The sequence below is a fragment of the Breoghania corrubedonensis genome (assembly GCF_003053845.1).
GTDB classification, from domain to species: domain Bacteria; phylum Pseudomonadota; class Alphaproteobacteria; order Rhizobiales; family Stappiaceae; genus Breoghania; species Breoghania corrubedonensis.
In genome coordinates this window covers 1657229-1679989 of the sequence record NZ_QAYG01000001.1, presented here as the reverse complement: position 1 = coordinate 1679989, position 22761 = coordinate 1657229, and the positions used below count along the sequence as shown (strand labels likewise).

The window sequence follows — 22761 nt, the reverse complement described above, 5'->3', positions numbered from 1 at the left end:
GCACCCGGTAAGCCCGCAGTCCTCGCCCTACCCCTTCAGCCAGTCAGGCAGCCGGTCGAGGCCGATCATGTCCTCGTAGCTGGGGCGCGGACGGACCACCGCGTAATCGGCACCGTTGACCAGAACCTCCGGCACGAGGCGGCGGGAATTGTAGGTGCCGGCCTGAACCGCGCCATAGGCGCCGGCGGAATACACCGCGATCAGGTCGCCGGCCGAGAGCTCCGGCAGATCGCGGTCGTGACCGAGATAATCGCCCGTTTCGCAGACCGGGCCGACAATGTCGGCGACCATGCGCGGCGCATCGACGGCGGGTTCCTTCACCGGGCCGATATCGTGCCATGCCTCGTAAAGCGTCGGCCGGACAAGATCGTTCATCGCCGCATCGACGATGACGAAGGTCTTGTCCGCGCCCTGCTTCACGTAGATCACTTCCGACACGAGGATGCCGGCATTGCCCGCGATCACCCGGCCGGGCTCGAAGATGATGCGGCAGTCGAGCTTCTCGACATGCTTCCTCACCAGAGCGGCATAGGCATCGGGGTGCGGCGGCGGTTCGTTGTTGCCCCGATAGGGAATGCCGAGCCCGCCACCGAGATCGACATGCTCGATCGTGTGGCCGTCGGCGCGCAAGCTCGCGATCAGTTCGCCGAGCCGGGCAAAGGCCGCATCGAAGGGCTCCAGCTCGATGATCTGCGAGCCGATATGCATGTCGATGCCGGTGACCTCGATGCCCGGCAGTTCCGCCGCACGGGCGTAGACCGCGCGGGCCCGCTGCCAGGGAATGCCGAACTTGTTCTCCGCCTTGCCGGTGGAGATCTTCTTGTGGGTGCGGGCATCGACGTCCGGATTGATGCGGAGTGACACGCGTGCTGTCTTGCCTCGGCCCCCCGCCACCCGGGACAGCTGCTCCAGCTCGGGTTCCGATTCCACGTTGAAGCACAGGATGTCATGGTCGAGCGCGAAGGCGAGTTCTGCGGCCGTCTTGCCGACACCGGAGAACATGATGCGGCTTCCCGGCACACCGGCCGCGAGCGCCCGGCGCAGCTCGCCTTCCGAGACCACGTCCATGCCCGCGCCCAGACGCGCCAGCGTCGTCAGCACCGCCTGATTGGAATTGGCCTTCATGGCGTAGCAGACCATGGTGTCGATGCCCGGAAAAGCACCGGCGAAGACCTTGTAGTGGCGTTCCAGGGTGGCGGTGGAATAGCAGTAGAACGGCGTGCCGACCTCGCGCGCGATATCGGCCACGCTCACGTCTTCGGCGTTGAGGACGCCGTCGCGAAATGTAAAATGGTGCACGAGCTTTTGCTCCGGAGAGATCAGATCAGAGGATCGAGAATGAAGGGCCTGTCGGGCTTTTTCGACGGCGCCGGTTTCTCGTCCTGAACGGCGCCGGGTATGCCACCGGCGATGCTGGACGTCGCCGGTTTCGGGTCCGCACTCGGCATTTCCGGTTTGGCGCGACGTCCACAGCCACTCAAGGTGAGCGCCAAAACGGCAACGGCGAAGACGGCCAGACGGGCGGAACGAACGGCGCTCACGGATCTCTCCAGGTTTCTCGACACAAGCGGCACGAAGCCGCCGCGCTTTCGGCAGAGTGGACTTGCGGACGCGGCGGCCGCATCGGTTCACTCCGGCCGCAACACGGGCCTCAGCCGCATGGCTGCGCCGGTTCTCGTGTCGCACGCAAACGCATTCGCTTCAAGACGTTGTTTTCGCGTGCGACCCGAGGAACGCAAGACCTCAGTGGCCGGCAGCTTCCTTCTCGAGCTGCTTCAGCCAGTGCCGCGCCTGCTTGCGCACATTGGCCGGCGCTGTACCGCCGTAGCTGGTGCGGCTCTTGATGGACTTGTCAACGGAGAGAACGGAATAGACGTCCTCGGTGATACCCGCCTCGACTTGCCTCATCTCCTCAAGCGACACCTTGTGCAGCTCGATGCCTTTCGCCGACGCGATACCGACGATGGAGCCGGTGATGTGGTGCGCCCGGCGGAACGGCACGCCCAGCACCCGCACCAGCCAGTCGGCGAGATCCGTGGCGGTGGAATAGCCCGAGCCCGCGGCCTTCTTCAGCCGCGTGACGTCCGGCTCCATGTCGCCGACCATGCCGGTCATCGCCGCGATCGCCAGCGACAGGTTGGAGAGCGCGTCGAAGGCCTGTTCCTTGTCTTCCTGCATGTCCTTGGAATAGGCGAGCGGCAGGCCCTTCATGACGGTGAGAAGCCCGACCAGTGCGCCCGATATGCGGCCGGTCTTGGCGCGCACCAGTTCGGCCGCGTCCGGGTTGCGCTTCTGCGGCATGATCGAGGAGCCGGTGGTGAACTTGTCGGACAGCTTGACGAAGCCGAACTGCGCCGAGCACCACAGCACGATCTCTTCCGCCAGCCGCGACAGGTGCACGGCCGTGATCGAGGCGGCGGCGAGCGCCTCCAGCACGAAATCGCGATCGGCGACCGCATCGAGCGAGTTGGCCGTGGGCCTGTCGAAACCGAGCGCCGTCGCCGTCGCCTCGCGATCTATCGGGAAGGACGTGCCGGCAAGGGCCGCCGAGCCGAGCGGACATTCGTTCATGCGCTTGCGGGCGTCCGAAAAGCGTCCGCGATCACGCGCGAGCATCTCGACATAGGCCAGCATGTGATGGCCGAAGGTGACCGGCTGCGCCGACTGCAGATGCGTGAATCCCGGCATGACGGCGCCGGCATGCGCCTCCGCCTTCTCGGCAAGCGCCATTTGAAGATCGTGCAGCTGGTGGTCGAGCGTATCCATCGTGTCGCGCACCCACAGGCGGAAATCGGTCGCCACCTGATCGTTGCGCGAGCGCGCCGTGTGAAGCCGGCCGGCCGCATCGCCGATCAGATCGGCCAGACGCGCCTCGATGTTCATGTGGATGTCTTCGAGCGCTCGCGAAAAAGTGAAAGTGCCCGCCTCGATTTCCGACAGGATCGTGTCCAGACCCTTGGCGATCGTCTCCGCATCGTCAGCGCTGACGATCCCTTGCGCGGCCAGCATGTGGACATGAGCCTTGGACCCGGCGATGTCCTGCTGGTAGAGCTTGCGGTCATAGTCGATGGAGGCGTTGATTTCCTCCATGATTGCGTCGGGGCCTTCGGCGAACCGGCCGCCCCACATGCGATTGCTCATCCTCAAGCCCTTTTAGCGAGGTTGCCAAAAAAGATGACCGAACCCGCAAATGACAACCCGAAACGCGGAAACGGCCTGAAACTGATCGCGCTGGCCGGATTGGCTGGCGCTGTCATCGGACTGGCAGCGATATACGGGATAGGACTGCCCGATGGCAACTCAAGCCGCACAGGTGCCTGTGCCGCATCGCTGAAGACGGCCGCGGACATCAAGCCGCTGGCCACCGGCGAAGTGGCCGCCTTCCTGCCCACGACGAAGGCGCTCGACGTCTCTCACCTGGCCTTCAAGAGCGCGGACGGCAAGGACATGACGGTTGCCGATTTCAAGGGAAAGACGGTGCTGTTGAACCTCTGGGCGACCTGGTGCGCCCCGTGTCGCAAGGAAATGCCGGCGCTTGACCGGCTGGAAGGGGCCATGGGAAGCGACCGCTTCCAGGTTGTTCCGGTCAATGTGGATACGCGCGGCGGCGACCGGCCATGGAACTTCATGAAGGAAATCAACGTCACGCATCTTCCCCACTATGCCGACGACACGATGGGCATCTTCAACGAGATGCGGTCCATGAGTCGGGCGACGGGCCTGCCGACGACGATGCTGGTAAGCCCCGAGGGCTGCGAGATCGGCACGATGTACGGGCCTGCCGAATGGGACTCGGCGGATGCGCAGAGGCTGCTGAAGGCCGCCATGGGCGAGAAAAACGAGGCCGCGGACCGGTAGATTGGCCCGGGAATGCCAGGCTTGAGGATAACGGGCTCGCGGATGACGGGCGGAGAGACCCGAAGCATCGCGCTCCGTCCTTCCTTGCGCCGGCACACATTTCTTGCGCCGGCACAAAGCCTGCAAACGAAAAGGGCCTGCAAACGAAAAGGCCGGCGCCGTGCGCACACGGAACCGGCCTTTCGGATCGCCGCCGTGGGGAAGGCGGCGATTGTCAGGAAACGCTTGTCAGGCTGAGACCTCAGACCGAAATGTCGAGTGTCTGGCCGACACCGCGCTGCCGGTTTTCGGACCGCTCCTGAGCATTGCTGCTCGAGCTGTCCGAAGCGGCCTCGACGGGAGAGCTCTCGTTTGCCTCGTTCGTCTGTGATGCCGCGTTCGCGGAGGCCGCCTGCGCCGTCTGCTGCTGATTGTTCGTCTGCAGATCCGATGAGCCCTGCTTTTCGATCTTCGTGTCGAAGTCGAACTGGCGTTGAACCGTCGGACCGGCTCCGGTGATTTGCATGTGAACGAACTCCTTGTACCAGAACGTGATACCGAGCGTATCAGGACGTGACCTCAGGATCGCGGCTTCATATTAACGCGGGGTAACGAACCTGAACGAAGTCCTAACTCCCTCAACCCGCAGTATATAAGGTCTTTAAAATTCTATTAAAGACCCCGGGAGGCTCAGGCCTGCCCGGGGGTTTAGGCCTGGATGTCGACCTGGCTGCCCATGCCGTCGGGGGCAGCGGCCTTTGCGGATTGCGCCGCTTCCTCGAGCATCGCCGCCATGGCCTGCGCCTGCTGAGCGCCCTGCTTCATGAAGGATGCGAGCATGGTGGTCACGGCCTGCGACCTGTCGGCGACGACGGCGGCTGTTGCGATGGCATTCATGACGTGCTCCTCATTGCCCCACCGTGGGGCGCGCGCGTTAAGAAGTTCTCAATGGTTTCGGTACAATTCGCCGCACCGGGGTGCAAAGACGCGCGATGAGGGCTCTTACGGATGCGGCCGGGAGCGGGCATCGCCCCGCCACCCTCCGGCCGCATCCCTCCCGCCGTCAGCTGTCAGCCGAGTTCGGGTATCGCCAGCCCGCGCCGCTTGCACGCCGCCCGGATGGTATTGGCGAGAAGGCAGGCAATGGTCATCGGGCCGACGCCGCCCGGCACCGGCGTGATGGCGCCGGCGACCTCGACGGCCGTCTCGAAATCGACATCGCCGACGAGCCGCGTCTTGCCCTCGCCCTTTTCCGGCGCCGGCACCCGGTTGATGCCGACGTCGATGACGCAGGCGCCGGGTTTCAGCCAGTCGCCCTTGACCATCCGCGGCCGGCCGACGGCGGCGATGACGATATCGGCGCGCCGGCAGGCCGCCTCCAGATCACGCGTGCGCGAATGGGCCATGGTGACGGTGCAGTTCTCGTTCTGCAGCAGAAGCGCCACCGGCTTGCCGACCAGAATGGAACGGCCGAGCACCAGCGCATCGAAGCCGGAAAGGTCGCCGCCGGTCTTGTCCGCGAAGGCTTCCTTGGCGAGGATCACACAACCCTGCGGCGTGCACGGCACCAGCCCCGGCTTGCCGAGCACGATGCGGCCCGCATTGACGGGGTGCAGCCCGTCCACATCCTTGGCCGGATCGATGGCGAGCACGACGGCATCGGAATCGATGTGTTTCGGCAACGGCATCTGCACGAGAATGCCGTCGACGCCCGGATCGGCGTTGAGCTTCTCGACCAGCGCGACGAGATCGGCCTGGTTGGTATCAGTGGGCAGGATGTGCTCGATGGAACGCATGCCGCATTCCTTCGTCAGCCTGACCTTGCTTGCGACATAAACCTGGCTCGCCGGATCCTCGCCGACCAGCACCACGGCGAGACCGGGCTCGAAGCCCTCGTCATGCTTCAGCTTTTCCGCGGCCCGTGCGACCGTTTCACGCAAACGGGCGGCGCGGGCCTTGCCGTCGATGAGGGTGGCGCTCATGGATAACGTCCTTGAAAGGGAAGCCTGGATAAGGCGAAAGACCGAACGGTGAGGTTCTTATCAGCCTCCGGCCGGCTTCGCGAGAGCCTGAAGGGCGGAAACGAGGTCACCCGGCTCGCCGACAACGTGAACGGTCTTGAGGCGCGCGGTGTGGCCGGCCGTGACCGAGACATCGCGGGCGGGCCGTTTCAGCGCCTTGGCGAGAAGCTTTTCCAGCGCCTTGTTGGCAGCACCCTTTTCCGGCACCGCGCGAACGCGGGCAAGCAGCACGGCGCGCCCGTCAGACAGGACGCTCGCCCCGTCGATCCGGTCGTTCGCCGCCTTCGGCGTCAGCCGCAGCGCCACATCGACACCGCCCTCGACCACGCGCCAGGGCGCATCCGCGCTCACCGCCAGCCTCCGGTAAGCACCGCTGCTACAAGTAGCAGCCGCTGAGATTCGTGATCAGGTTCTGGATGAGGATCAGCAACAGCAGAACGACGATCGGAGACAGATCGAGCCCGCCCATGGCGGGCAGGACGTTGCGGATCGGCCGGTAGACCGGTTCCGTGAGCGCATAGAGCGTCTGGCCGATCATGCCGACGAACTGGTTGCGCGGATTGATGACGTTGAACGCATAGAGCCACGAGAAGATCGCGGATGCGATGATGACGTAGGAGTAGAGCTGCAGCGCGAGCAGGACGACGGGGACGATGGAGCAGACGACGGCCATCTGGGTCGATCTTTCCGTGTTCGGGGTCTCAATTGGGTTCCGGCGATATTTGGTGTCGCAGATGTAGCGATAGCCCGGCGGCATGGCAAGACGGGTGAGCGCCGCGTTCTCCACGGCGGTAAATGCGGCAGGTTCCGCCCGGGCGAAACCTGACGAGCCGCACCACCGTCCGTCAGGCAGAAACCTGAGCCCGGCAGTGGAAAAAGAGGCGGTCGAAGCCTCGTTTTCAAGGCATCCCGGGGGATGGATGGAAAGAACGTTTAATTTCGCACGCAGGGTCCCTTGACAGCCCCCTCCCTCGCCGACTAAATGCGCCTCACTCAAGAGATGGGGCCGTAGCTCAGTTGGGAGAGCGCGTCGTTCGCAATGACGAGGTCAGGGGTTCGATTCCCCTCGGCTCCACCATTTGGTTTTCCATTTAAAATCGCGAAATTATTTCAATGCCTTAGCCGAACGGTGCGAGGCAGTGCGTACCCACATTCGTACCCAGGCTGCGTACCCGCTCCCGATGCAAGAATTTTGATTACGCCGCCCCTTGCGTCTACACATGCGCAAGAGCTGAAGCTATCAGCAATGCCGCACCGATCGGACTGCGCAATGTCAACATCGCAATATGGTAAGATGGAAAGTTGTTGAGACGCTCGCACACCACCTATTCGTCATCGTCAGGTAATTCTATAATCTCGTGAACATTAGTTACCGCATACACAGACGGCTTACCGTTAAGCGTACGAACATTTACATCAACAACAAATCCTTTTTTGTAGATATTATCATCGCTCTCTCTAATCTCATGTTTTATACGGTCCTTAGCAAGGTCCGATGCATACATAACCGCAAGAGGCTTGGGAGAAAGCTCTTCAATCTTCACACGATCAGCAGATCGCCTGCCAACGCGAGCGCTACCTATATCAGATCGCGTGAAAACCATTAATACCCGCCGATACTCAGAGTGGTCAGTCGCTTCGAGCGCTCGATATGCGGCATCTATAGACGCTTGAGCCCGAACTGCGTCCGGTGTTGAAAACACAAAAGAAGCTTCAACGTCTCGACGCCCGTCTCTGTATCGAACAGCTGATAACGTCGACGATGCATTTGGGTCTGTCGCAATGGCTTTGGTTGCATTCGCCAACGTTGCAAGCTCGCCCTTGGTTGGCTCCCAACCATCGAACTTACCCGATGCTAACGCTTTGATCCGCGCACCCCACGTGCGAACAAATTGCTCGGCAATCAAAAGCTGATCCATACTGGAAACCAAGGGAGCCGCCGCAGCAGCAACGAGCGGTATCAGATCCGCCTCATATGACCCTTTTCTTATTTCCTTAACATAGATACGCGAATCGCCTTCTATATCCGGATGATATTCCCGGATACTTCTCCTATATTCTTCGGCTATCGAAGTAAAAGCGCCGACGAACGCATCTAATTCGATTGGCTCTTCAGTCTCAATTTTAAGTGTTAGAATCGCGCTGACGGGTATCATTGAGCTTGCTTTAAGTATGAGTAATATGAATTACTTATCATGCAAATCTATGCGGGGTGGACACACTCGACAACCTAAAAAATGAAGGAGTAGAAAATTAGGAAGTCGCGATAGAAGCGGAATCTACTCCGACGACGCCACCACGCCATCCAAAGCCCGATAGACACTCATCCTTGAGATCCCCAGCGCTTGCGCGATGGCAGTCGCTCCGCATCCCTCCGAGGCAAGTTCCCTGACACGCTCCACCGGCACCGACGCCTTGCGGCCCTTGTAGACCCCTTTGGCCTTGGCAGCATCGATCCCGGCCCTTTGGCGCTCCTTGATAAACTCACGCTCCATTTCCGCCACCATCCCGAGCACGGTGACGAGGATGCGACCGGTCCCATCGCCCGTTGAGAACTCGGGCTCCAGAACCCGCAGGGATGCGCCGCGCTCTTCCAGTTCATGGACGAGGTTGAGGACGTCCCGCGTGGAACGCCCCAGCCGGTCGAGCTTCACCACCACCAGCTCATCGCCTTCGCGAATGAAGTCGAGGATAGCTGCAAGCTCGTCACGCCCTTCCCGGCTCTTCCCGCTCGCCTTCTCTTGCCGGACAGGACTGCACCCGGCTGCCTTGAGCCGCTCGACCTGAGTATCGGTGTGTTGGTCAGCGGTTGAAACGCGAGCGTAGCCAATGCGGGACATGAGTCCCTCCTGTAACAATAGGGTTAGACCCATACTGCATATCGTCACATAACAGCTGCAGCAACCCTATTGTGACGCGAAATCACTTGGCACGATGTCACACCTAAGTGCCCCTCAGGGGTGCACCCAATTGAGACAGCGCTGCTTAGTCGTCGGAGACTCGCCGTCTCCGGCGTTGAAGCGCCCGGTATAGGTCGCAGCAGCAGCCCTACCCCCGTATGGGGGAAAGCTGCCGCGCAACTCTATCGATATAAGCCAACAGATTTTTCCCCGAAATGGTCGCGGGTGCCTAAGGGTCATCAGAGGCTACGGAGAAGCCGGGGAGCCTCAGGCGTCTTTCGCATGGCGCGGCGTCTTAGAAAACGACCACCCCGCCCTGTCTGTCTTAGTGGAGCGTCGATGCCGTCCACCAACCAGAGCGGGGAGCATCCGAGGTGATGGGCTTGGTGTGCGGGGTGGCGTTCCACCAGAGAACACCGGCAGGACACTCTTGCGCTCTTGGCGGCACGATGGGCGTCTTGGGGCTCAGGGACTGCACTGCCGCAGGCCTTGACGGTCACGGGAACGGCAACCCAGCACCATCCTTAAGTCTCTTAAAGAACACTCCTGACATGTATCATCCCCCACTGAGTGACTACGTTTCAAACCCGCCCCTGCCCCAGCACGTCCTTCAAAACCTCCTCCTGAGTGGACTGTGATGAGCAGCGTTTGATGTTCTAGGTGACTGCCTTTCAACCCAGCCCAGTCACGACTTCCACACCCCCGTCGTCCGCGTCATGGAGATCGACGGGAAGCCGTGGTTCACAGTACAGGATGTTGGCCGTACGTTAGATATTGCTATCGACGCATGGTCGGGAGTGTGTGCTTCACTCCGAAGCGGTTCTCCACGCCCTCTGCCGATGAGGTTCGCTTACATCGGATGCAAGTGGATCTCTCGAACGGGCGCGTCCAGCTACGACAGATGCATCACCTTTCGGAAAGTGGCCTCTACAAGCTAATCATGCGCAGCGACAAGCCGGAGGCCAAGCCCTTTCAGGACTGGGTGACCCGCGAGGATATCCCGAGCATCCGCAAGAACGGCGGCACACTGGACGCATGCCGACGGCTGCGGGTCTTGGCAACGGCATCTTGGCGTGTAGAGTTGACGTGCTAGGCTGATACGAGGAGAGATCCGGCGGGGTATCGGGGCGGAAGTATGCGTATTTCAAGCCTGATGATGGCGTTCACTTTTTTCGCTGCAACCGTTGCTGCCACGGGGGTGCAAGCGAAGCTCGACTTCGTGCCCGAAACGACCAACGACGGCCTGAAGTTTATCCTCGTATCGGGCACGTTCGACCACGATGATGACTTGGCCACCTTTGCCGCGCAGGCCATCATCCACGAGCCCATGTTCATCAGCTTCCAAAGCCCCGGAGGCAACGTTGCCAAGGCGATGGAGCTTGGACGCATCATACGCAAACTGAACCTCTCGACCCTGCAACTGCGCATGCTGGAATGCAGCTCGGCATGCGCACTCGCCTTCATGGGCGGCGTCAATCGAGGAGCCGAAGCCGGGGCAATCGGTGTTCACAAGTCCACATTCTCACCTGGGTTTACACCGGACGCGGACGTCGCGGTCTCAGTGATCCAAGAGATGACGGCGGACATTGTCGCTTACATGGTGGAGATGGGAGTTGACCCTTCGCTTCTCCAGCTTTCCCTCAAGACTGAGGCGAACGACATGCGCTACCTCTCTCGCGAGGAGATGGCGCGGTATCGCGTGACGTGGGTCGGCAATGCCACATCACCCAGAAGAAGTCCGCCGCCACAGGTAACGGACAATCCGTTTCACAAGCCAACGGCGCAGTTGGATGCCTCCGGGAAAGCCCCCGCATTGCCAACAGCGCGGTCAGGATACGTGCGTCATCCCAAGGGAGCGGTGCATCTAAAGACCTCGCCCGGCACCAAAGCCGAGGACGCCGCAACGCTCAAGAACGGCACCCGCATAACCATCCTTAGCGACTCCGACCGCTGGTACCGCGTCCGCGCAGACGGTCGCACAGGTTTCCTGCACCACACTTGGGTGCGCGTGGATCAGTTCGATGGCACCCCGGGCTATCAGCGCCTCATCCAAATCAAGAGCTTCGACAACGCCTATGACGCGAACACCTTTGCTCGAGCATTCCCGCTGAAGGCTTCCGTGTTCGTGGCCACGAATGGCTGGTACGCCGTCACGGTCGGCGACAGCTATGAAGTTGACAAGGCTATCGGTCTGACCAGACTTCTCAAGAGCAAGGGCGAAATCCCGCAGGACAGCTTCGTGACCCTCGGCAACACCTATGTGAAGCGTGTCTGCTGCGGGGAATGAGCGGCTCTTCCGTTTGCCCCAAATACCTTTGAAGGGCCAGAGGCGAAGGCCTCAGATACGTCCCCGCCAACCGACCAAAGCAGACAGCATTACGCCAACGATGCCCTGCAAAGCACCTGCACGGCCGCGAAGCCTTTTGGGAGACTCACAGGGAGTCATCCTGACCGCTCGCCACCCACAGTGCTCCAAAGAGACCCGTTGCCTTCTATGAGTCTCTCAGGGGGCTTCTATGATGCCCAGCCGGAAAAACGTGGGTGGGGAAAAATGTGAGGCGCTGATGCCTCTCGTTCGGGCAGTAACGTCAAGAGCCCCTCGATCCGTCATCCCTAAGGGCAGGGTAAGTTGACGGCTTCCACGCACCGTCGTGCCTGATCCACAAGCGGCCCAGCCGAGTACCGGCCAAGCGTCATCCCCTGCCTCTTGTGGCCCACAACCGCCGCGATGATGGACTCGGGCTGATCGGCTTGCTCCGCCTTGGTGATGAACCACCGCCGGAAAGAGTGGAAGTTCACCAGCGAGCGCCGCTTGCCGCTTACCACCTCATCGACGCCCATCTTGCGACGATAGTCCGTGAACTGGCTAGATGCCTTGAAAGACCGCTCCCGCATTGAGCCCTTCTTTCGTGGCGCAGGCCATTCCGGGAAGAGCGCATCCTCCGGCTCCTTTCCCTCAACGCGCCTTTCGATGATGGCGGCAAGGTCGGGATGGATGGGGCAGGCGCGTTCCTTCTTTTCCTTCTTCTGCGGCTTGAAGATGAAGACACCATCAGCGCAATCGCAGACCCTTAGACAGACGATAGGATCGATGCGAGCGCCGGTCAGCGCTGCAATCCTCATCAGATCGTGCATGTGCTGTGTCGCCTCGCCCTGAAGCAGCCTCCGCACTTCATCATCGGTGAAGGAACGCTCGGCTTCGTCGTACGCCGTCTTGGGCTCGGCGATGGTCAACCCTCGCCATATATTGTCCTCGACCTCATTGCGCATCTCGAGCCACTGCCAGTACCGCGAGAGACGCCGCAGATACTTGTTGAGCGTCACCGGCGAAAGGCCCTGGGCAACGCCTGACAGTCCATCCATGAAACGCACAGCGGTCTTCCGGGTGAAGCTCTGAAGAACCGGTGAGACTCCCTCCAGTTCGCACCATGCCTTGAGGTACTTCATGGCACGTTCGTCGTCCGCTCGTGTGCGTGGCTTGACCGTCAGCTGGTCGAGATATTGCTGGTGATGTCGGTCCATGGGAGTGGCATGCCCAAGAGCCACTTTGGCAAACTCGACCGCTCGCTTTTCACGGTCCTTATTGTAGACCGGCTCGACCTGCCCGGTTACGGCGTTTGTTCCCTCATCGACAACCGGCCCAAGAATTTGATCCGCCAGTTCGATGATGGCCGCATCAGAGGCGACCAGTTCGACATCGCTGACCGCGCTGCGGCGAGAGTCGGACATAACCAAGGCCTGCTTGATATGGGACGCGTGAAGACCGCCCCCTCTTTCCAGCTCAATCCTCTCCTTTAACCGGGCTATCACCGGCCACTTCAGCCGATTGGCCACTGCGAGACTGTCGGTGTTCAAAGGGTGCTTCAGTTTCGTTCCGAGCTTCCGTTGGAGGTCGCGGGGAATGGATATCGTCACCCGCCATTTGCCCCCGTGAAGCTCGAGGTAACGGCGGTCGGTGGAGGAGGATCGTGCCATTAGGAGGTCTTCTGCGTACCCAAATGCGTACCCACAGAAGGCACCAGAAGCCGTTGAGACGGCAAGAACATTTTGTTTCTATTCGGGAATTTTCGGTGGAAGAGACTCTCCCCTCGGCTCCACCATTTCTTCACATGTTCGTTTTTCGTTCCGCAGGGCTCATCCTGTCGGAAACGCAAGATTCGTTGCGAAGTCTCCGTGTCGAGTGTCGTGCGGACCTGAATAAATCCCACAGTAATACCGCGGTGCGCAATGGTGCACCCGCTTTCGCCCCGGGTCACATCACTGCCGGCTATGTGAAATGGCGCCGCAGCCAGTCGGCGACGGCGAGAACGCCGGCATCGTTGCCCATCGCGCCGACGACCTGAACGCCAATCGGACGTCCCGCCGGATCGGCAAGCAACGGCACCGAGCAGGCCGGCAGGCCCAGCAGGCTCCACGTCCGGTTGAACGCCGGATTTCCCGTTCCCGAGTTCCAGTCCGGCGCCGCGCCGCAGGCCGATGGCGTCAGCCAGACAGCTTGGCGGTCCAGACAATCCAACGCGCGGGCGCGAAGGCGGTGCAGCGAAAGCCGGTCCGTATGACGCCGTGCAGACGACAAAGCCCGGCCGGCGGCAATCTCGCGCACAAGACCTTCAGAGAGCAATTCCGGGGCGATCGCCGCCTCGTGCGCGAGCGCCTCGGCCGTTTCCACCGCCATGATCCGGGCATGCAGGTCGAGCGCGCCTTCCAGTTCATCCGCGAAGTGCGCGGGAACCGGTTGCGAGAGGATGGCGGGCGAGGCGGACATGTCGGCCTCGAACGTCTCCCATACGGCCATGAGATCCGGCTCGGCGAATTCCCAGGCGGCGGAACGGAAAAGCCCGACGGGGCATGGTGGCGTCGCCGCGTTTTCCGGTGCGAGATCGAGCCCGGTCAGGGCGCCGGCCGCAAAGGCGATATCCGCGACGCTTCGGGCAAACAGGCCGACCGTATCGAAACTGCGCGCCAGCGGCGCCACGCCACTCCCCGCTATCAGGTCGAAGGAAGGCTTGTAGCCGACCACGCCGCAAAACGAGGCCGGTCGGATGATGGAGCCTGACGTCTGCGTGCCGAAGGCGAGCGGCACCATTCCTGACATCACGGCCGCCGCCGATCCAGACGAAGACCCGCCAGGCGTACGCCCCGGCGCGGCCGGATTGCGGGTCCGGCACGGCTTGTAGCTCGCAAACTCCGTCGTCTCGGTCTTGCCCAGAACGATCGCTCCCGCCGCCCGCGCCATCGCCACGGACGCCGCATCGAAGGTAGCGATCCGGTTGGCCCAGATGGGCGATCCGCAACGCCACGGCAGACCATTGGCAGCGAAGATATCCTTCACCCCGATGGCGACGCCGTGAAGTGCGCCGCGCTCGGGGCCCCGGTCGAGCACCCGTGCCCCCGCCCGCGCCCCATCGGCATCGACCGCGACCCAGGCCTCGGTTTCCGGTTCCAGCGCGGCAATGCGTTCGATGAGCGCCTCGGTTGCAGCTTCGGCGCTCAACCGGCCCTCGGCGATCGCGGTGCGGGTTTCCAGCGCCCCCAGCGGCCGCTCCACCGCGCCGGTCATCGTGCCCGTCCGTCCCAGTCCCCGAGCGCGGCGGCAAAGATCGCCTGCGCCTGCTGCAGTCTGTCGATGGCAACGCTTTCATCGGTCTTGTGGGCGAGCGCGGGATCGCCCGGCCCCAGGATCACGGTCGCCACGTCACCGAGCGCCGGCGTGAAGACCGAGGCATCCGTGAAATAGGGAACGCTTGCCGGGGCGGGATCGGCCCCCGCCAGATCGCGGGCAAGGCCGGCAAGGCTCGCCACCCACGGATCGGCCGGATCGCTCCAGACCGAAGGCAGGTCGATCAGGGTCACGATCTCGATAGCGGGACCGATCCGCTCGGCAAGCGCGGCGCGCATCGCGGCGTGGTCGGTGCCCGGCACGGAGCGCATGTCGATCGTGACCTCGCACAGGTCGGGAACGGAATTGATGTTCAGCCCGCCGTGGATCATGCCCACATTGCAGGTGGCCGGCCCCATGATCGGATGCACGGGCCCGGGCACGAAGCCGTCGAGGACGGAAAGCGCGCGCGCCATGATCATGACGGCGTTGACGCCCTCCTCGGGCATGGAACCGTGACTGGTGACGCCGCGCGCGATGAGCTTCAGCCACAGCGCGCCCTTGTGGCCCGGCAAGGCACGGTTGAGCGTCGGCTCGGCCACGATCAGCGCGCCGATATCCGGCAGATCGCCGGCCGCAACGATACATTTCGCCCCGTCGCTTCCCGTTTCCTCGCCCGCCGTGATGAGCAGGGCGATGCCGCCGGGTGGCGTCGGGCCTTCCATGGCGGCGCAGACGAAGGCGGCGACACCGCCCTTCATGTCCGACGTGCCGCGACCATGGATACGGCCGTCCGCGACGACCGCCTCGTGCGGCGGATGGCGCCAGGCGGCGGCGCCCAGCGGCACGGTATCGAGATGACCAGTGAAGCCGAGTGCCTTCGCCTCGCCGGCAAGCCCCCGGGTCGCCACGAGATTGCAGCGCCCTTCACCTTGCGTGATCTCCCGGCAGTCGAAACCGGCCTCGCCAAGCAGGCCGGCGACGAAGCGCATGGCCTCCGCCTCGCCGCCCGGCGGATTGATCGTGTCGAAAGCGACCAGACAGCGGGTGAGTTCTATGACATCCATTTGATTGTCTTCTTATCCGAAATAGGCCGCGTGTACCGCGCTGTCGCTCGACAGGGCCGCGGCGGTTCCCTCGCCCACCAGTTTGCCGCCGGAAAGCACATAGCCATAATCAGCGATGGCCAGTGTCTGGCGCACGTTCTGTTCGACGAGGAAGACGGTGATGCCCTGCTCGCGGATCCCCTCGATGATGCGGAAATTCTCCTTCACGTAGAGCGGGGAAAGACCGAGCGAGGGCTCGTCGATGAGCAGGATCTTCGGCGCGCCCATCAGCCCGCGACCGATGGAAACCATCGCCTGCTCGCCGCCCGACATCGTTCCGGCGAGCTGATCGCGACGCTCCGCGAGACGCGGGAAGGCCTCAAAGACCGTGTCCATGCGCTCGCGGATGACCTTGTTGTCCGCGACCTGGAAGGCCCCCAGACGCAGGTTTTCCGTCACGGTGAGCTTGGGAAACATCTTGCGCCCTTCCGGGATCGCCGCGATGCCGCGCGAGACGATCTTGTGCGTCGGCAGGCCGGTGATGTCGTGGCCGTCCAGCAGGATCTTGCCGGTGTGCGGCGGCGTCAGGCCGAGAATGGCGCGGATGAGCGTCGACTTACCGGCGCCGTTGGAGCCCAGCAGGCAGGTGATCTTGCCCGGTTTCACGTCGAGCGAGATATCGTGCAGCACGTCGGCCTTGTCATAGGCCGCGAACAGGCCGCGAACTTCGATTTGCGCCATCAGTCGACCCCCAGATAGGCATTCTGCACTTCCTTGTCGCAAGCGATTTCGGCGTAGGTGCCTTCGGCGATCTTCTTGCCGTAGCTCAGCACCACGCAGCGGTCGGTGATGCGCTCGATGACGCCCATCTCGTGCTCCACGATGATGATCGACAGGCCCTCGCCGCGCGCCCGCACATCGAGAATGTCGCTCATGAGCTGGTTGGTCTCGTCATGCGTCATGCCGGCGGAAGGCTCGTCGAGCAGCAACAGACGCGGGCCGGAAATGAGCGCACGACAGATCTCGATGCGCCGCCGTTCGATCATCGGCAGCGCGCCGACGGGATCGAGCATCCGGTCCGCGAGGTTGCCGGAGAAGGTGGCGACGAGATCGCGCGCCACCTTGAAGGTCTCCTCATACTGGCGCCGGAAGGCCCGACGCCTGACAAGGTTCGACCAGAGCCCTTTGGGCAGACGCGAGGTGTCGCCGACCATGATGTTGTCGTAGATCGACAGCGGCAGACACAGGCGCGAGCGCTGGAAGGTGCGCACGATGCCGGTTTCGTAGACCTCGCGAGCGCTCATGCTGGAGATGTCGCGATCATCGAAATGAATGCTGCCGCCGGTCTTGGGATAAATGCCGGTCAGGAGGTTGAAGCTCGTCGTCTTGCCCGAGCCGTTCGGCCCGATGAGGCCGAGGATTTCGCCCTTGTCGAGATGCATCGAAAAGCTGTCGAGCGCCGTCACGCCGCCGAAGCGCTTGGTCACGGCCTGGAATTCGAGAAGTCGTTCGCTCATTTGCCACCCTCCCGGCCCGGGAAGTAGTTGCGGATCTGGCGCGGCAGCAGCCCGTCGGGGCGAAACAGCAGCACCAGCATCACCAGAACCGAGAACAGCAGGAAGCGGTATTCCTGCAGCACCTGGAGCTTTTCCGGCAACAGCACGACGATGGCCGCGGCAAGCGCCCCGCCCCAGGGGCTGCCCATGCCGCCGAGCAGCACGATGGAGACCATCAGCAGGCTGTCGGAGAAGGTGAAGGAGGCGGGTGCGATGAAACTGATCATCATGCCGTAGAGCGCGCCCGCAATGCCGAGAATGAAGTTGCCGGAGAGAAACGCCAGGATCTTGGTGCGGTGGACGGAGATACCGAAGCAGGCCGCCGCCGTCTCGTCGAGCCGGACGGCATCCATGTGCAGGCCGAGCCAGCTGCGCTCCAGCCGCCGCACGAGACAGAAGATGAGCGCGACCAGCGCCGTCGCGAACAGCGCGTAGTTCAGATAGAACGACATCTCCACGCCGAACAGCACCGGCCCGTTGTTGAAGTCCCAGCCGGGCAGCTTCATGGATTCCACCATCAGCCCCTGCGGCCCGCCCAGGATCTCGTTCACTTCGAGAAAGGTCTTGAACAGCACGCCGAAGGCGATGGTGACGACCGCAGCGTAATGGCCGGTGGTGCGCACGATCGGATAGACCAGCAAAAGCGAGAGGACCATCGCCACGACGCCACCGGCAAGGATTGTCAGCAGCGGCGGTATCCAGGCGTAGCCGCCAAGTACGGCGGCGGTGTAGGCGCCGGCGCCGAAGAAGGCAGCGCCGGCGAAATTCACCATGCCGGTGTAGCCGAACTGGATGTTGAGGCCGAGCGAGGCAATGAAGTAGAGCAGCGTCGTGGTCAGCATCAGGAGCGGGAAATGCTGGGTCGACAGGGCGAAGATGACGGCCAGCAGGCCGAGAACGGCGCCGCCGTTCATCGTCGCCTCGTTCGAGCTCCACGACGCCAGAACCTTGGGGCCGAGACCCGCCAGCTTGCCGACAAGACCGACCGCTGCGGCCAGAACCAGCAGGCCGATCACCTGCCAGTCCTCTTCCGCGGTCAGCAGCGCCCAGCCGTAGACGGAGACGGCAAGGATGGTCGCGGCGCCGGGCAGGAGGCCTTTCGGCCGGGCCGGCGCGTCAATGGCAATATCGCTCATCTGATCAGACTCTGTCGCTGGTGCGTTCGGGAATGAGGCCGGTCGGCTTCCACGCCATGATCGCGATGACCACCGCGAAGGCGAAGACGTCCTTGTAGGCGGAGGCAAACGGCAGCAGCGCCGCGCCGACCACCTGAAGGCCGGCGAAGATGAAGCCGCCGAGGATCGCGCCGTAGAGATTTCCGAGCCCGCCGACGATGGCCGCGGAAAAGCCGATCAGGCCCAGAAGCAGGCCCATGCCGAAATTGATCTCGGAATAGTAGAGGCCGTTCATGATGCCGGCGAAGGCGGCGACACCGGAGCCGATGGCAAACGTCGCCAGCACGACGAGCATGTAGTTGATGCCCATCGTGCGCGCCGTCTCCTCGTCCTGCGCGACGGCGCGTATGGCAAGGCCGAGCCGGGTGCGGTTGAGCACGAGGTTCAGCCCGGCGATGAGCGAAAGCCCGGCGGCGACCAGAATGACGCTGTCGGCGCGCAGCAGGAACCCGCCGAGATCGATCGAGGCGGACGGCAGCAGCGCGGGGAAGGCCTTCGGGTTGGAGCCGTTGGGATAGAACAGGCGCACCGCCTCGCGGATCGCCGTGCCCAGCATCAAGGTCAGGAGCAGCGTGTTGAGCGGCGGCGCCTTCTTGAGCGGCAGCACCAGCCACTTTGCGATCATCGCGCCGATGGCGGCGGTGAACGCCATGGAGGCGATCAGGATGATGACCAGCTGCAGCCAGGGATTGACGATGCCGGCGGCCTGAAGCCCCAGCCAGACGGTGAAGCCGGCGAAGGTGCCGAGCATCAGCACGTCGCCGTGACTGAACTTGATGACGTCGAGCACGCCGAAGAACAGGGTGAAGCCGACGGCAACGAGGGCGTACATGGTGCCCAGCATGATGCCGTTGGCCAGGTATTGGGCGATCAGTCCGAGATCCATCGTCGGAGCCTTCCAGCCGGATACGGGACGGGAAAGAAGAACCCAGGCCGGCTTGACCGGCCCGGGACGTTCACGTGTTCAAGGTACGATCAGTTCTGGCCGGGAAGCTTGCGCTTGCCGGAAGCGTATTCGCTGTCGGCCCAGACCACCCACTTGCCGTCCTGCGCCACGTAGGGGGTGATCAGCGCGACGGTGTTCTGGCCGTGCTCGTCGAAGGTGATGGGGCCGGTGATGGAGTCGTGATCCTTCACGGTGCCCATGTACTTGACGATCTTCTTGCGATCGGGTCCGACGGTCTCGACCGCGTCCATGAGCAGGTTCATCGCGGCGAAGGCGAAGGGACCGTAGGCCTCGGCGGCGCTGTCGAATCCGGCCTTCTGGTACTCCTTGAGAAAGTACGCGCCGCCGGGCAGCTTCTCGGCCGGAGCGCCTTCGAGGAAGGTCAGCGTGCCTTCGGCCAGATCCGGACCGATGCCATCGAAGAAGGAGTCCGATTTGATGCCGGACACGCCCTGGAAGACGGCCTTGAGGCCGAGCTTGTCCATCTGCTGGCGCACGCGGATGCCAAGCGGCGTCAGGCCGGCGAAGTAGACGACATCCGGGTTGAGCTGCTTGATCTGCGTGAGCTCGGCGGTGAAGTCCTGCTGGTCGGAGGTCACGCCGAAGTCGCCGACGATCTTGCCGCCATCCGCTTCAAGGAACTTCGTGAAGTACTTGTCGTGGCCCTTGCCGTAGTCGGTGGTGTCGTGAATGACGGCCCAGGTCTTGTACCCCCGGTCGGCCATGAATTTCGCGGCCACCTCGTTCTGGTTGATCATCGTGCCGTTGACGCGCGTGATCTCGGCGTAGTCGTTGCCGTAGGTGATGTCGGGCAGCACAGCGCCCCAGACCGTCGCCGGCAGGCCGAACCGGTGATAGATATCGACGGTTCCCATCGCCACCGCAGAGCAGTAGTGCGAGACGATACCGGCGACCTTGCGGTTGGCGGCGAGCTTCGTCGCCACCTGAACGCCAACATTCGGCTTGCATTCGTCGTCGAGCGCCTGGAGCTCGTAGTGGTACTTGCTCTTCGGGTCGGCGTTGCGCAGCTTGACGGCGAGCTCGGCGGAATTGCGGCCGCCAACGCCGATCGCCGAGACGCCACCGGTCAGCGGACCGACGAAGCCGAGCTCGACGGTATCCTTGGCCATGGCCGGGCCACCGAGTGCGAGCCCCGCGGCAGTCACCGCCGTCAGAACGGCCAAACGTGCAGAGTGGAAAGTACCGGACGTCATTTCGTTGTCCCTCTATTGCATTTGATATATTTTCGAGTGCCGATGGACTTCTTCGGTCATCTTGCATGGCAATCGCGCCTGATGACGTACAGGCTGGCAAAAAATTGAATGTCATTCAACTTTAATGTAGGGACTGCGGAAAAAGTGATCTTTATTCAAACGTTCAGATATACATTTGAGCACTTCGGTGAGGCATGAGCACAAAACTTAGGCAGACGATCGTAATCGGTCGCGATGCCGCCCCCCTGCCCGCAAGCGCTCCCGAGACGTTCGGCGCCGGTGGGCGACAGACTTCGTCCCGGGCAGCCGTCGATGCCGCGGAACGAGACGGCGAACCGGAGACCGTACCCCGGTCGCGCGTTCCGACATCGGGCGAGGCGTCGTCCGCCCATGCGTCCCAGATGACGCTCTCAGATCTCGGCGCCCGGATCCGCAAGGCCCGCAAGGAAAAGGGCATGACGTTGCGCGAGGTGGCCGACGAGGTCGGGTGCTCGCCTTCGATGCTCTCCAAGATCGAGACCGAACAGGCCACCCCGTCGCTGCGCACCCTTCATCGCATCGCGGCGGTACTCGACATCTCGATCACGCACCTGTTCGGAGCGGAAGCGCAGCCGGAGGAGATCAGCGTCATCCGCAGCGATGCGCGCCCGGCCGTGCAGGTCAGGCGCAACAAGGGCGGCGCATCGATCTTTCTGGAACGCCTGTCCCCGACAGTGCCCGACATGATGCTTTCGGCAAACATCCACACGTTGGAACCGGGCGCGGAAAGCGGCGGCGACATCCAGCACGCCGGCCAGGAGGTCGGCTACGTGCTGCAAGGCACCGCGGAGCTGATCGTCGCCGGCAAGAGCTACCATCTCACCGCCGGCGACAGCTTCTTCTTCGCCTCGACCCTGCCGCACCGCTACCGCAACCTCGACATCGGCGTCACACGTATCCTGTGGGTGGCGACACCCGCGACGTTCTGAACACACGCAGGCGACCATTGCCCGCGTGACCTTTGCGAACCCGTCGTTCTTCCAAAGGACCCCGCAAAGCCTCATCACCCGGTTTTTTTTACATTTTACAGCCTGAGGCGGCCAAGCCCCGGGAGAGGCCGAGCGCGCCGTTTTCCCGCTGGTCCGGGCCGGGTTGGCCGGGTCGGAATAACAACGTGCCGCAGGGGAGCCAAGCCCCCCATCCGCGGCGGTTGTTTCGGACCCGATTGTTCATCGAAACGTCATGTGAGCGTCATCGCCCTGTTGCCTGTCGCGCTTAGTCCAAGGGCCGGCGCTGCACAGCTGTGCAGCCGTCCTTTCGACAACAGACGGGGTGAACCGTGAGCGACATCCGCATCGACGCGATCGACAAGAGTTTCGGCGACACCGCCGTTCTGCGCGAGGTGTCGCTCCACATCGCGTCGGGCGAGTTCGTGGCGATCCTCGGGCCTTCGGGTTGCGGCAAGACCACGCTCCTGCGCTGTCTCGCCGGCTTCGAGACGCTGGACGGCGGCCGCATCGAGATCGGCGGCGAACTCGTCTCCGCCCCGCGCCACCACGTGCCGCCGGAACGGCGCAACATCGGCGTCGTCTTCCAGAACTACGCGCTGTGGCCGCACATGAGCGTGGCGCAGAACGTCGCCTACGGGCTGAAAGTGGCCGGACTGGCGAAGAAGCAGCGTGCGGAGCGCGTCGCCCGGGTGCTGGAGGTGGTGGAACTCGGGGCGCTTGCCGACCGCCGTCCCGCCGATCTTTCCGGCGGCCAGCGTCAGCGCGTGGCGCTCGCGCGCTGCCTCGCCATGGAAAGCCGCGCGGTGCTGCTCGACGAGCCGCTCGCCAATCTCGACGTACACCTGCGCGGCGCGCTGGAAGAGGAATTCGCCGCCTTCCACAAGCGCTCCGGCGCGACGATGTTCTACATCACCCACGACCAGTCGGAGGCGCTGGCGCTGGCCGACCGCGTCGCGGTGATGGACAAGGGCCGCATCCTGCAGTTCGACCGGCCGGAGGCGCTGTTCGCCCGGCCCGCGAACGAGACGGTCGCCGGCTTCATCGGCGAGGGCCGCGTGCTGGAGGCGGAGGACATCCGCCCGCTCGGCAACGGCCGCGCCGCCGCCTCCCTGCTCGGCCAGAAAGTGGAGCTGCGCTGCGCCCCCGGCGAAGGCCCGCGTTCTCGCGCGAGCATTTCCATTCACCCCGGCGATCTGCATCTCGTTTCCGATGACGCGACCGCGAATGCGGATGCGGGCGGCATCGCCGCCAACGTGACGCGGGCGACCTATCGCGGCGCCTATCTGCGCGCCGATGTCATGGCCGGACCGCAGGGTTCCGTGCCGCTTTCCATCAACATTCCCGCGCCGGCCTCCGTTTCGCAGGGCCAGCGCGTGACCCTGTCGCTGCGCGACGGCTGGGTCATCCCCCAGACCGTTCACTCGGCCGCCGCATCGTCCCTCCCCTCCTCCGCCTGCCTCTAGTCCCCAACCTCCCGA

General features: G+C 63.1%; 23 protein-coding genes and 1 tRNA gene. 6 read left to right on the top strand and 18 right to left on the bottom strand.

The window, feature by feature from the left end:
- Positions 1-27: 27 nt before the first annotated feature.
- From lysA to argH, 3 genes are all read right to left on the bottom strand, one after another.
- Positions 28-1299, bottom strand: a complete 1272-nt coding sequence (lysA, locus tag C8N35_RS07430) for a diaminopimelate decarboxylase (protein ID WP_107988878.1) — start codon at positions 1297-1299, stop codon at positions 28-30.
- Between the two features lie 20 nt (positions 1300-1319).
- Entirely contained in the window at positions 1320-1541 is a 222-nt protein-coding gene (locus tag C8N35_RS07425) for a hypothetical protein (protein ID WP_107988877.1), read from the bottom strand.
- 202 nt (positions 1542-1743) lie between these two features.
- Entirely contained in the window at positions 1744-3141 is a 1398-nt protein-coding gene (argH, locus tag C8N35_RS07420; RefSeq protein WP_107988876.1) for an argininosuccinate lyase, read from the bottom strand.
- Positions 3142-3174: 33 nt separating this feature from the next.
- Between argH and tlpA the strand changes: the two genes are divergently transcribed.
- Complete coding sequence (gene tlpA, locus C8N35_RS07415) at positions 3175-3858, top strand: thiol:disulfide interchange protein TlpA (RefSeq protein WP_107988875.1); 684 nt, start codon at positions 3175-3177, stop codon at positions 3856-3858.
- Positions 3859-4099: 241 nt separating this feature from the next.
- Here the strand turns inward: tlpA and C8N35_RS07410 are convergent, their stop codons facing one another.
- From C8N35_RS07410 to C8N35_RS07390, 5 genes are all read right to left on the bottom strand, one after another.
- Positions 4100-4363 (bottom strand): hypothetical protein, encoded by a 264-nt coding sequence (locus C8N35_RS07410; RefSeq protein WP_107988874.1) that lies wholly within the window; start codon positions 4361-4363, stop codon positions 4100-4102.
- A gap of 182 nt (positions 4364-4545) precedes the next feature.
- A complete protein-coding gene (locus tag C8N35_RS07405; RefSeq protein ID WP_107988873.1) occupies positions 4546-4734 on the bottom strand; it encodes a hypothetical protein in 189 nt (62 codons plus the stop codon).
- 173 nt (positions 4735-4907) lie between these two features.
- Positions 4908-5819, bottom strand: coding sequence for a bifunctional methylenetetrahydrofolate dehydrogenase/methenyltetrahydrofolate cyclohydrolase FolD (gene folD / locus C8N35_RS07400; RefSeq protein ID WP_107988872.1), 912 nt, complete (start codon positions 5817-5819; stop codon positions 4908-4910).
- A gap of 60 nt (positions 5820-5879) precedes the next feature.
- Complete coding sequence (locus tag C8N35_RS07395; RefSeq protein ID WP_107988871.1) at positions 5880-6209, bottom strand: DUF167 family protein; 330 nt, start codon at positions 6207-6209, stop codon at positions 5880-5882.
- Positions 6210-6234: 25 nt separating this feature from the next.
- Positions 6235-6531, bottom strand: coding sequence for a YggT family protein (locus tag C8N35_RS07390; protein WP_107989154.1), 297 nt, complete (start codon positions 6529-6531; stop codon positions 6235-6237).
- Between the two features lie 329 nt (positions 6532-6860).
- Here C8N35_RS07390 and C8N35_RS07385 point away from each other — a divergent pair.
- A tRNA-Ala gene (locus C8N35_RS07385) sits at positions 6861-6936 on the top strand.
- 247 nt (positions 6937-7183) lie between these two features.
- Here the strand turns inward: C8N35_RS07385 and C8N35_RS07380 are convergent.
- Positions 7184-8014 (bottom strand): hypothetical protein, encoded by an 831-nt coding sequence (locus C8N35_RS07380; RefSeq protein ID WP_107988870.1) that lies wholly within the window; start codon positions 8012-8014, stop codon positions 7184-7186.
- Between the two features lie 123 nt (positions 8015-8137).
- Positions 8138-8698: a recombinase family protein gene (locus tag C8N35_RS07375; RefSeq protein WP_107989153.1), complete on the bottom strand. Its 561-nt coding sequence runs from the start codon at positions 8696-8698 to the stop codon at positions 8138-8140.
- 847 nt (positions 8699-9545) lie between these two features.
- Between C8N35_RS07375 and C8N35_RS24175 the strand changes: the two genes are divergently transcribed.
- Complete coding sequence (locus C8N35_RS24175) at positions 9546-9851, top strand: BRO-N domain-containing protein (protein WP_107988869.1); 306 nt, start codon at positions 9546-9548, stop codon at positions 9849-9851.
- Positions 9852-9893: 42 nt separating this feature from the next.
- Positions 9894-11045 carry an SH3 domain-containing protein gene (locus C8N35_RS07365; RefSeq protein ID WP_107988868.1) on the top strand — a complete coding sequence of 384 codons (1152 nt, stop codon included), beginning with the start codon at positions 9894-9896 and terminating at the stop codon, positions 11043-11045.
- Positions 11046-11371: 326 nt separating this feature from the next.
- Here C8N35_RS07365 and C8N35_RS07360 read toward each other — a convergent pair whose 3' ends face one another.
- The 8 genes from C8N35_RS07360 to C8N35_RS07325 form a co-directional block, all read right to left on the bottom strand.
- Complete coding sequence (locus C8N35_RS07360; RefSeq protein ID WP_107988867.1) at positions 11372-12733, bottom strand: site-specific integrase; 1362 nt, start codon at positions 12731-12733, stop codon at positions 11372-11374.
- Between the two features lie 292 nt (positions 12734-13025).
- Positions 13026-14318: an amidase gene (locus C8N35_RS07355; RefSeq protein WP_107988866.1), complete on the bottom strand. Its 1293-nt coding sequence runs from the start codon at positions 14316-14318 to the stop codon at positions 13026-13028.
- Positions 14315-15424, bottom strand: coding sequence for a M20 family metallopeptidase (locus C8N35_RS07350; RefSeq protein WP_107988865.1), 1110 nt, complete (start codon positions 15422-15424; stop codon positions 14315-14317). Before C8N35_RS07350 ends, C8N35_RS07355 begins: the two co-directional genes overlap by 4 nt.
- 12 nt (positions 15425-15436) lie before the next feature.
- Positions 15437-16144: an ABC transporter ATP-binding protein gene (locus C8N35_RS07345; RefSeq protein WP_107988864.1), complete on the bottom strand. Its 708-nt coding sequence runs from the start codon at positions 16142-16144 to the stop codon at positions 15437-15439.
- Positions 16144-16920, bottom strand: coding sequence for an ABC transporter ATP-binding protein (locus C8N35_RS07340; protein ID WP_107988863.1), 777 nt, complete (start codon positions 16918-16920; stop codon positions 16144-16146). Before C8N35_RS07340 ends, C8N35_RS07345 begins: the two co-directional genes overlap by 1 nt.
- A complete protein-coding gene (locus C8N35_RS07335; RefSeq protein WP_107988862.1) occupies positions 16917-18095 on the bottom strand; it encodes a branched-chain amino acid ABC transporter permease in 1179 nt (392 codons plus the stop codon). Before C8N35_RS07335 ends, C8N35_RS07340 begins: the two co-directional genes overlap by 4 nt.
- A 4-nt stretch (positions 18096-18099) precedes the next feature.
- Positions 18100-19020, bottom strand: a complete 921-nt coding sequence (locus C8N35_RS07330) for a branched-chain amino acid ABC transporter permease (RefSeq protein ID WP_107988861.1) — start codon at positions 19018-19020, stop codon at positions 18100-18102.
- A gap of 89 nt (positions 19021-19109) precedes the next feature.
- Positions 19110-20294 carry a branched-chain amino acid ABC transporter substrate-binding protein gene (locus tag C8N35_RS07325; protein ID WP_107988860.1) on the bottom strand — a complete coding sequence of 395 codons (1185 nt, stop codon included), beginning with the start codon at positions 20292-20294 and terminating at the stop codon, positions 19110-19112.
- Between the two features lie 194 nt (positions 20295-20488).
- Between C8N35_RS07325 and C8N35_RS07320 the strand changes: the two genes are divergently transcribed.
- Entirely contained in the window at positions 20489-21262 is a 774-nt protein-coding gene (locus C8N35_RS07320) for a cupin domain-containing protein (RefSeq protein WP_245926688.1), read from the top strand.
- 350 nt (positions 21263-21612) lie between these two features.
- Positions 21613-22746, top strand: a complete 1134-nt coding sequence (locus C8N35_RS07315; protein ID WP_107988858.1) for an ABC transporter ATP-binding protein — start codon at positions 21613-21615, stop codon at positions 22744-22746.
- Positions 22747-22761 lie beyond the last annotated feature (15 nt).

What these genes read in the sequence shown, in the direction of transcription:
- C8N35_RS07405 (WP_107988873.1), bottom strand. Translation starts at nt 4,734, where the DNA reads ATGAATGCCATCGCAACAGCCGCCGTCGTCGCCGACAGGTCGCAGGCC.
- C8N35_RS07345 (WP_107988864.1), bottom strand. Translation starts at nt 16,144, where the DNA reads ATGGCGCAAATCGAAGTTCGCGGCCTGTTCGCGGCCTATGACAAGGCC.
- C8N35_RS07375 (WP_107989153.1), bottom strand. Translation starts at nt 8,698, where the DNA reads ATGTCCCGCATTGGCTACGCTCGCGTTTCAACCGCTGACCAACACACC.
- C8N35_RS07380 (WP_107988870.1), bottom strand. Translation starts at nt 8,014, where the DNA reads ATGATACCCGTCAGCGCGATTCTAACACTTAAAATTGAGACTGAAGAG.
- C8N35_RS07355 (WP_107988866.1), bottom strand. Translation starts at nt 14,318, where the DNA reads ATGACCGGCGCGGTGGAGCGGCCGCTGGGGGCGCTGGAAACCCGCACC.
- tlpA (WP_107988875.1), top strand. Translation starts at nt 3,175, where the DNA reads ATGACCGAACCCGCAAATGACAACCCGAAACGCGGAAACGGCCTGAAA.
- C8N35_RS07390 (WP_107989154.1), bottom strand. Translation starts at nt 6,531, where the DNA reads ATGGCCGTCGTCTGCTCCATCGTCCCCGTCGTCCTGCTCGCGCTGCAG.
- C8N35_RS07410 (WP_107988874.1), bottom strand. Translation starts at nt 4,363, where the DNA reads ATGCAAATCACCGGAGCCGGTCCGACGGTTCAACGCCAGTTCGACTTC.
- C8N35_RS07365 (WP_107988868.1), top strand. Translation starts at nt 9,894, where the DNA reads ATGCGTATTTCAAGCCTGATGATGGCGTTCACTTTTTTCGCTGCAACC.
- C8N35_RS07325 (WP_107988860.1), bottom strand. Translation starts at nt 20,294, where the DNA reads ATGACGTCCGGTACTTTCCACTCTGCACGTTTGGCCGTTCTGACGGCG.
- C8N35_RS07360 (WP_107988867.1), bottom strand. Translation starts at nt 12,733, where the DNA reads ATGGCACGATCCTCCTCCACCGACCGCCGTTACCTCGAGCTTCACGGG.
- C8N35_RS07330 (WP_107988861.1), bottom strand. Translation starts at nt 19,020, where the DNA reads ATGGATCTCGGACTGATCGCCCAATACCTGGCCAACGGCATCATGCTG.
- C8N35_RS07335 (WP_107988862.1), bottom strand. Translation starts at nt 18,095, where the DNA reads ATGAGCGATATTGCCATTGACGCGCCGGCCCGGCCGAAAGGCCTCCTG.
- C8N35_RS07340 (WP_107988863.1), bottom strand. Translation starts at nt 16,920, where the DNA reads ATGAGCGAACGACTTCTCGAATTCCAGGCCGTGACCAAGCGCTTCGGC.
- C8N35_RS07320 (WP_245926688.1), top strand. Translation starts at nt 20,489, where the DNA reads ATGAGCACAAAACTTAGGCAGACGATCGTAATCGGTCGCGATGCCGCC.
- C8N35_RS07350 (WP_107988865.1), bottom strand. Translation starts at nt 15,424, where the DNA reads ATGGATGTCATAGAACTCACCCGCTGTCTGGTCGCTTTCGACACGATC.
- folD (WP_107988872.1), bottom strand. Translation starts at nt 5,819, where the DNA reads ATGAGCGCCACCCTCATCGACGGCAAGGCCCGCGCCGCCCGTTTGCGT.
- argH (WP_107988876.1), bottom strand. Translation starts at nt 3,141, where the DNA reads ATGAGCAATCGCATGTGGGGCGGCCGGTTCGCCGAAGGCCCCGACGCA.
- C8N35_RS24175 (WP_107988869.1), top strand. Translation starts at nt 9,546, where the DNA reads ATGGTCGGGAGTGTGTGCTTCACTCCGAAGCGGTTCTCCACGCCCTCT.